The sequence below is a fragment of the Bartonella sp. MR30HLJHH genome, assembly GCF_042194195.1.
In the GTDB taxonomy this organism is placed as follows: domain Bacteria; phylum Pseudomonadota; class Alphaproteobacteria; order Rhizobiales; family Rhizobiaceae; genus Bartonella; species Bartonella grahamii.
This window is the reverse complement of record NZ_JBHIMO010000008.1, coordinates 72365-80657: the sequence shown is the minus strand read 5'-3', so window position 1 is coordinate 80657 and position 8293 is coordinate 72365. Positions and strand designations below refer to the sequence as shown.

Sequence of the window (8293 nt, the reverse complement as noted above, 5' to 3'; positions counted from 1 at the left end):
TTTGCTATTCGTGAAGGTGGTCGTACTGTTGGTGCCGGTATCGTCTCTAAGATCATTGAATAAATAATGCTTGTTGAAGGGATGTTAAAAGTGTTTTAGTTTTGAGAGTTAGGGGTATAGCTCAGTTGGTAGAGCGGCGGTCTCCAAAACCGCAGGTCGCGGGTTCAAGTCCTGCTGCCCCTGCCAAAGGGGAATAGAATTTTACATATAAGGGAGTGGATTTTGCTGCCTTTTTCGCTTTTTTTGATATAGGGCTTGTTTTTTTGTGTATGAAACGGTATTGAATAAGAAGTGAGGAAATTGCATAAGTCTGAAAGTTGGCTTTTGCATTTCTTTCTGTTTATTTTTTTTGTATAAAACACAATAGGGCTAGAGAGAGTATAGTGTGACGATGGCATCTAAAACCAATCCGATTACCTTTTTGAAGCAGGTTTATGCAGAAACAATTAAAGTGAAATGGCCTACACGTCGTGAGACGGTTATTTCTACTGTTATGGTTTTGTTGGTAACTGCGTTGGCTTCAGCTTTCTTTTTTATTGTGGATCAGGTTATGAATTTTGGTGTTTGGCGGGTTATTGATCTTCTGAAATATCTTTTTAGTTGAGAATGTAAGGAAGTGTGACTGTGGCAGCTCGTTGGTATATTGTTCAGGCATATTCAAATTTTGAAAAGAAAGTAGCGGAAGCTATTGATAAGGAAGCAAAGCAAAAAGGACTTGATCATCTTTTTGAAAAGATTTTTGTTCCAACAGAGCGTGTTGTAGAGGTTCGTCGTGGACGTAAAGTTGATGCTGAGCGGAAGTTTTTTCCTGGTTATGTTCTTGTTCGTGCTGAGTTAACAGATGAAGTTTATCATCTTATTAAGAATACGCCTAAAGTGACAGGTTTTTTAGGATCGGATTCGCGTCCTGTTCCCATTTCTGATCGAGAGGTTGAGCAAATTCTCAAACAAGTTCAAGAAAGGGTTGAGTCTCCAAAGTCTTCTGTGTTGTTTGAGGTTGGAGAGCAGGTTCGTGTTGCTGATGGTCCTTTTGTTTCGTTTAATGGAATTGTTCAAGAGGTTGAAGAAGAGCGCTCTCGTCTTAAGGTTGAAGTGCTTATTTTTGGGCGTCCTACGCCTGTTGATTTGGAATTTGGTCAGGTTGAAAAACTCTGATTGAACTTAGAGTAGTTTTAATTACTTTAAGGAAGGAGTGGGAGGTGATTTATGGCTTTTGTCGGCTTAATGATCCGAACCACGTGACTGCGGCGGGTAATGGGCAAGATAAATTGTCAGTATACCAGTGAAATTAAAGGCAGATTGTTATGGCAAAAAAAAGTATAGGTCAGCTTAAGTTGCAGGTTCCTGCAGGAGCTGCTACTCCATCTCCACCGATTGGTCCAGCTCTTGGGCAACGTGGTATTAATATCATGGAATTTTGTAAGGCGTTTAATGCAGCTACACAAGAAATGGAAAAGGGAGCACCGATTCCAGTTGTTATTACGTATTACCAAGATAAGTCTTTCACATTTTCTCTCAAGACGCCTCCTGTATCATTCTTTTTAAAGAAGGAAGCAAACCTGAAATCTGGTTCAAAAGAGCCTGGTAAAGTGTCTGTAGGAAGCATTTCTCGCGATAAAATTCGTTCGATTGCGGAATCAAAAATGAAAGATCTTAATGCGAATGACATTGAGGCAGCAATGCGTATGGTTGAAGGTTCTGCTCGCTCGATGGGCTTGGAAGTGGTGGGCTAATATTATGGCAAAAGTAGCAAAAAGAATAAAAAATATCCGAAAAGATATTGATTTTAATGAACTTTACGCTTTAAAAGATGCCGTTTCAATGGTTAAGGAGCGTGCAGTTGCTAAGTTTGATGAAACAATCGAAATTTCAATGAACTTGGGTGTTGATCCTCGTCATGCTGATCAAATGGTTCGAGGAGTTGCTCATTTGCCTAATGGAACAGGAAGAAATATTCGTGTTGCCGTTTTTGCTCGTGGGGATAAGGCTGAGGAAGCTAAGGCGGCAGGAGCTGATATTGTAGGGGCTGAAGATTTGTTTGAAAGCATTAATGGAGGGACTATAGACTTCGATCGTTGTATTGCAACACCAGACATGATGCCTCTTGTTGGTCGTCTTGGTAAGATTCTTGGTCCGCGGAGTTTGATGCCGAATCCGAAAGTTGGTACTGTAACACTTGATGTTGCCGGTGCTGTCAAAGCTTCTAAAGGTGGTGCTGTTGAGTTTCGTGTGGAAAAAGCTGGTATTGTGCATGCTGGTATTGGTAAGGCTTCTTTTGGTGTTGAAAAAATCGTAGAAAATATAAAGGCCTTTGCAAGTGCAGTTATTAAAGCCAAACCGCAAGGTGCAAAAGGTGAGTATATTAAGCGCGTTGCTGTTTCTTCGACTATGGGAATTGGTGTTAAAGTTGATCCAGCAACGGTTCGTTCAGAGCTAGTGTAAGCTGATTTATAATTTTATTTTGGGGTATGTGAATATCAAAATTGTATTTAAAATGCTGGTTTTGATCAGCATTTAGCTATCTAAGCTTTATAGGGCTTAGGTTATACCGGAAGAAGTTCCGGAATATCCTGTCCGAGATTGTAGGTGATGCTTTTAAGTATCTTAATCAAAAAAAACCTGCATGAGACTGGGGTAAAAACTGAGAGTTAAAAGACTTAAAGGGTTTGAGCCAAGGTTGCCTTTGATCGTTATGCGTGAAAAAGGGGACAGGATCCTCATCGGTGACATGAAGTATTTTATGTTATCAAAGGTAACCAACAGGTTTGTTTTAAGCAAATCTGTTAAATGGAGAGAGACAGTGAATAGAGCGGAGAAACGCGAATTTGTTACATGGCTTAACGAGGCTTTTCGAAAGTCTGGTTCTGTTGTTGTTGCACATTATTCCGGTCTGACAGTTTCACAGATGAATGATCTACGTTCGAAAATGGGTGAAGCTGGCGGTGCCGTTAAAGTCGCCAAAAACCGTCTTGCTAAAATCGCTCTTCAGGGCACGGAATCTGAATCGATAGTGGGTTTGTTTACTGGACAAACACTTATTGCTTATTCAGAAGATCCAATCACAGCACCGAAAGTTGCTGTTGATTTTGCGAAAAGCAATGACAAATTTGTCATCCTTGGCGGTTCAATGGGTGCAACAAGTTTAACTGTAGATGCTGTGAAGTCATTGGCTTCATTGCCTTCATTAAACGAGTTGCGTGCAAAACTTGTGGGTATGATTTCTACCCCTGCGACCCGTATTGCACAGGTTGTTAATGCTCCTGCTGGTCAGGTTGCACGTGTCATTGGAGCATATGCCCAGAAGGATAAGGCGGCTTAAGGCTGTTTGTATTCACGTTTATGGAAGGGCTTTAATGCTTTTCTGTTTTTTTGGATAAGATTTAATAATGGTTCAAATCTTTTAATTGAAGGAATTTAAAAATGGCTGATCTAGAGAAGATCGTAGAAGACCTTTCTAATCTAACCCTTTTGGAAGCCGCTGAGCTTTCTAAGTTACTTGAAGAGAAGTGGGGAGTTTCGGCTGCTGCTCCTGTAGCTGTCGCTGCTGTTGCTGGTGCTGCTGCTCCAGCTGCTGAAGAAAAAACAGAATTTGATGTTATTCTTGTTGAAGGTGGCGCGCAAAAAATTAATGTTATTAAGGAAGTTCGTGCTCTTACTGGACTTGGTCTTAAAGAAGCTAAAGATCTGGTTGAAGGGGCACCTAAGCCTATTAAAGAGGGTGCTTCTAAAGAAGAAGCAGAAAAAATTAAATCTCAACTTGAAGCTGCTGGTGCTAAAGTAGAACTTAAGTAAATTTAATTTTATCGGCGGGCATTTATGTTCGCCGATTTTCTTTCTCTTAATACAAAGAGGAAAAATAATGAGTAAAAAAACCTTTTCCCAACGGTTTCGTAACAATAATGGGATAGGTTTGCACTATCCATCCCTTCATCATAGAGTCAAAAAGATAAATGGCTTATGTTGATGGGGAAAGTTAAAGATGCTCATTATTGAGTATCAAGTAAACTGGTCTGCATATGCAGGTTAATGATATAAGGCTTTCAAGGTTGGTCTACCTTGAAGAGTAAAGATCAAGGAGCGACGATGGCTCAGACTCACGCAATGATGTCTCAATTCAATGGTCGTAAGCGCGTACGCAAATTTTTTGGTAAGATTCCTGAAGTAGCAGAAATGCCGAATCTTATTGAGGTTCAAAAAGCGTCATACGATCAGTTTCTCATGGTTGAGGAACCGAAAGGTGGACGACCAGATGAAGGTTTGCAAGCTGTTTTTAAATCGGTTTTTCCTATTTCAGATTTTTCCGGTACAGCTATGCTTGAGTTTGTTGGTTATGAATTTGATTTACCGAAATTTGATGTTGAGGAGTGCCGTCAACGTGATTTAACTTATGCTGCCCCATTAAAGGTCATATTACGTTTGATTGTTTTTGATGTTGATGAGGATACTGGCTCCAAAGATATCAAAGACATTAAAGAGCAAGGCGTTTATATGGGCGATATGCCTTTAATGACGACGAATGGTACCTTTATTGTTAATGGTACGGAACGTGTTATTGTTTCGCAGATGCATCGTTCTCCTGGTGTCTTTTTTGACCATGATAAAGGAAAGTCCCATTCATCAGGAAAGCTTCTTTTTGCTGCTCGTGTTATTCCGTATCGTGGTTCTTGGCTTGATATTGAGTTTGATGCTAAGGACATCATTTATGCACGTATTGATCGACGGCGCAAGATTCCTGTTACTAGTCTTTTGATGGCACTGGGTATGGATGCGTCAGATATTTTATCGACGTTTTATGATAAAGTGCCTTATGAGCGTGATGGAGAAGGATGGCGAGTTCCTTATTCTGTTGATCGCTTTAAAGGAATGAAGCTCATCTCTGACCTTATAGATGCAGATAGTGGTGAAGTCGTCGCGGAGGCTGGTAAAAAATTAACAGTTCGTACTGCGAAGTCTTTGGCAGAAAAAGGACTTAAAGCAGTTAAAGTTAGTGAAGATGATTTATTAGGTTGTTATCTAGCCGAAGATATCGTCAATTACGAAACAGGTGAAATTTACCTTGAAGCTGGTGATGAAATTGACGAAAAAGTATTAAAAATTTTGCTTGATGTTAGTGCTGATCAAATCAATATCCTTGATATTGATCACATGAATATTGGCGCTTATATCCGCAATACTTTAAAGGTGGACAAAAATGAAAGTCGGCAGGATGCGTTATTTGATATTTATCGAGTGATGCGTCCAGGTGAGCCCCCAACAATCGATACAGCAGAAGCAATGTTCCATTCATTGTTTTTTGATTCAGAGCGTTATGATCTTTCAGCCGTTGGGCGTGTTAAGATGAATTTGCGTATGGATCTTGATTGTCCAGACACAGTTCGCATTTTACGCCAAGAGGATATTCTCGCTGTTGTTAAGATGTTGGTTGAATTGCGTGATGGTCGTGGCGAAATTGATGATATTGATAATCTTGGCAACCGTCGCGTTCGTTCCGTTGGGGAATTGATGGAAAATCAATATCGCATTGGTCTTCTTCGTATGGAGCGTGCGATAAAAGAGCGTATGTCATCGGTTGAAATTGATACAGTTATGCCACAGGATTTGATCAATGCAAAGCCTGCAGCAGCAGCAGTTCGTGAGTTTTTTGGGTCTTCACAATTGTCGCAGTTTATGGATCAAACCAATCCATTGTCGGAGATTACCCATAAGCGCCGTCTTTCTGCTCTTGGTCCAGGTGGTTTGACTCGTGAACGTGCGGGTTTTGAAGTCCGTGACGTACATCCTACGCATTATGGTCGTATTTGTCCGATTGAAACACCAGAAGGCCCCAATATTGGTCTCATTAACTCCTTAGCAACATTTGCGCGAGTTAACAAATATGGCTTTATTGAAAGCCCATATCGAAAAATTGTTGATGGAAAAGTCACAAAAGAAGTTATTTATCTTTCAGCGATGGAAGAAGCAAAGCATTATGTTGCTCAAGCTAATTCTTCATTAGATAGTGAAGGTCGTTTTACAGAAGAGTTTGTTGTTTGCCGTCATGCTGGTGAAGTTTTAATGGCGCCTCGTGATCATGTTGATTTGATGGATGTTTCACCAAAACAGTTGGTTTCAGTTGCAGCAGCGCTTATTCCTTTTTTGGAAAATGATGATGCGAATCGTGCGCTTATGGGATCGAACATGCAACGTCAGGCAGTTCCTCTTGTACGTGCTGAAGCGCCATTTGTTGGGACGGGAATGGAAGCCATTGTTGCGCGCGATTCAGGAGCTGCTGTGAGTGCAAAACGTAGTGGTGTTGTTGATCAAGTCGATGCTACCCGTATTGTTATCCGTGCAACAGAAGATTTAGATCCTTCGAAATCAGGCGTTGATATTTACCGCCTACAGAAATTTCAGCGTTCTAATCAGTCCACTTGTATTAATCAGCGTCCTCTTGTACATGTCGGTGATAGGGTAGAGAAAGGTGATATCATTGCAGATGGTCCATCCACGGATCTTGGTGATTTAGCTCTTGGGCGGAATGTTCTCGTAGCCTTTATGCCTTGGAATGGATACAATTATGAAGATTCTATTTTGTTATCCGAGCGCATTGTTGCTGATGATGTTTTTACTTCAATTCATATTGAGGAATTTGAAGTTGCAGCACGCGATACAAAACTTGGGCCTGAGGAAATTACGCGCGACATTCCTAATGTTGCGGAAGAAGCGTTAAGGAATCTTGATGAAGCTGGCATTATTTATATTGGTGCTGAAGTTCAACCAGGTGATATTTTAGTTGGAAAGATTACTCCAAAAGGTGAAAGTCCCATGACGCCGGAAGAGAAGCTTCTGCGTGCAATTTTTGGGGAAAAGGCATCCGATGTTCGTGATACTTCTATGCGTATGCCTCCTGGGACTTTTGGTACTGTTGTTGAAGTTCGCGTTTTTAATCGCCATGGCGTGGAAAAAGATGAACGTGCGATGGCAATTGAACGTGAAGAAATTGAGCGTTTAGCAAAAGACCGTGATGATGAACAGTCTATTCTTGATCGCAATGTTTATGCGCGCCTTACCGATATGTTGACAGGTAAAGTTGCTGTAGAAGGTCCGAAAGGTTTTTCAGGCAGCAAAAAGCTTGATAGTACAGTAATGGGGCATTATCCACGATCTCAGTGGTGGCAATTTGCTGTTGAGGATGAAAAGCTTCAAAATGAAATTGAAGCTTTGCGCAAGCAATATGATGAATCAAAAGAAGCATTACAACGTCGCTTTATGGATAAAGTTGAAAAGGTCCAAAGAGGTGATGAAATGCCTCCTGGTGTCATGAAAATGGTGAAGGTTTTTGTGGCTGTGAAGCGCAAAATCCAACCAGGTGATAAGATGGCGGGACGTCACGGGAATAAGGGTGTTGTTTCACGTATTCTTCCCGTAGAAGATATGCCATTTCTTGAAGATGGGACCCATGCTGATATCGTCTTGAATCCGCTTGGTGTGCCTAGTCGTATGAATGTTGGACAAATTCTTGAGACGCATCTTGGTTGGGCATGTGCGGGGATGGGCAAGAAGATTGGTGATTTGTTAGAATTGTATCAAGAGACTGGGGATATATTGCCGTTGCGTCAGCGTATTGAAAATCTTATGCCTGATGATAATCAAAATGAACCAGTCCGTCAGTATGATAATGAAAGCCTTTACAAATTGGCATTACAGATGAAGAAAGGGGTTTCAATTGCAACGCCTGTTTTTGATGGAGCACATGAGTCTGATATTAACATGATGCTGGAGGACGCAGGCTTAGATAGTTCAGGGCAGGTTACGCTTTATGATGGTCGTACTGGAGAGCCTTTTGATCGTCCAGTAACGGTAGGATATATTTACATGTTGAAATTGCATCACCTTGTTGATGATAAGATTCATGCACGTTCTATTGGTCCCTATTCACTTGTTACGCAGCAGCCATTAGGAGGTAAGGCACAGTTTGGTGGTCAGCGTTTTGGTGAAATGGAGGTTTGGGCACTTGAAGCTTATGGTGCTGCATATACTTTGCAGGAGATGCTAACAGTAAAATCAGATGATGTGGCTGGTCGAACGAAAGTCTATGAGGCAATTGTGCGTGGTGATGATACATTTGAGGCGGGTATACCCGAAAGCTTTAATGTGTTGGTAAAAGAAATGCGCTCACTTGCTCTTAATGTGGAGCTTGATGATGCGCGTGAACTTATTGCACAGCGGGCATTGTCTGATACAGCAGAATAATAATTCAAGGAGCGCAGTAGAAAAAGACTGCGCTCTGATTGCTTTAAGAGGTTCAATAACC

7 protein-coding genes, 1 tRNA gene and 1 pseudogene are annotated in these 8293 nt (G+C 41.2%); all 9 read left to right on the top strand.

Annotated features, from left to right (window positions below; translation table 11 throughout):
* A pseudogene (locus tag ACFIKR_RS06175) lies at window positions 1-63 on the top strand (elongation factor Tu); the annotation flags it as partial.
* 47 nt (window positions 64-110) lie between these two features.
* Window positions 111-186 (top strand) — tRNA-Trp (locus ACFIKR_RS06170).
* A gap of 205 nt (window positions 187-391) precedes the next feature.
* Window positions 392-604: a preprotein translocase subunit SecE gene (gene secE / locus ACFIKR_RS06165; protein ID WP_375636240.1), complete on the top strand. Its 213-nt coding sequence runs from the start codon at window positions 392-394 to the stop codon at window positions 602-604.
* Window positions 605-624: 20 nt separating this feature from the next.
* Entirely contained in the window at window positions 625-1155 is a 531-nt protein-coding gene (gene nusG, locus ACFIKR_RS06160; RefSeq protein WP_375647382.1) for a transcription termination/antitermination protein NusG, read from the top strand.
* A gap of 149 nt (window positions 1156-1304) precedes the next feature.
* On the top strand, window positions 1305-1733 hold the full coding sequence (gene rplK, locus ACFIKR_RS06155; protein WP_273723157.1) for a 50S ribosomal protein L11: 429 nt from the start codon (window positions 1305-1307) through the stop codon (window positions 1731-1733).
* A gap of 4 nt (window positions 1734-1737) precedes the next feature.
* Complete coding sequence (gene rplA / locus ACFIKR_RS06150; RefSeq protein ID WP_375636241.1) at window positions 1738-2442, top strand: 50S ribosomal protein L1; 705 nt, start codon at window positions 1738-1740, stop codon at window positions 2440-2442.
* A 358-nt stretch (window positions 2443-2800) separates the two neighbouring features.
* The gene (gene rplJ, locus ACFIKR_RS06145) at window positions 2801-3319 is read left to right on the top strand and encodes a 50S ribosomal protein L10 (RefSeq protein ID WP_375636243.1); all 519 of its coding nucleotides are present in this window, start codon (window positions 2801-2803) and stop codon (window positions 3317-3319) included.
* A gap of 101 nt (window positions 3320-3420) precedes the next feature.
* Window positions 3421-3792: a 50S ribosomal protein L7/L12 gene (gene rplL / locus ACFIKR_RS06140; RefSeq protein ID WP_012755028.1), complete on the top strand. Its 372-nt coding sequence runs from the start codon at window positions 3421-3423 to the stop codon at window positions 3790-3792.
* 291 nt (window positions 3793-4083) lie between these two features.
* Window positions 4084-8232, top strand: a complete 4149-nt coding sequence (rpoB, locus tag ACFIKR_RS06135; RefSeq protein ID WP_375659240.1) for a DNA-directed RNA polymerase subunit beta — start codon at window positions 4084-4086, stop codon at window positions 8230-8232.
* Window positions 8233-8293 lie beyond the last annotated feature (61 nt).

Bases quoted from the DNA above. Each gene is read 5' to 3' on its own strand.
- secE (WP_375636240.1), top strand. From the start codon at position 392: ATGGCATCTAAAACCAATCCGATTACCTTTTTGAAGCAGGTTTATGCA.
- rplK (WP_273723157.1), top strand. From the start codon at position 1,305: ATGGCAAAAAAAAGTATAGGTCAGCTTAAGTTGCAGGTTCCTGCAGGA.
- rplA (WP_375636241.1), top strand. From the start codon at position 1,738: ATGGCAAAAGTAGCAAAAAGAATAAAAAATATCCGAAAAGATATTGAT.
- rplL (WP_012755028.1), top strand. From the start codon at position 3,421: ATGGCTGATCTAGAGAAGATCGTAGAAGACCTTTCTAATCTAACCCTT.
- rpoB (WP_375659240.1), top strand. From the start codon at position 4,084: ATGGCTCAGACTCACGCAATGATGTCTCAATTCAATGGTCGTAAGCGC.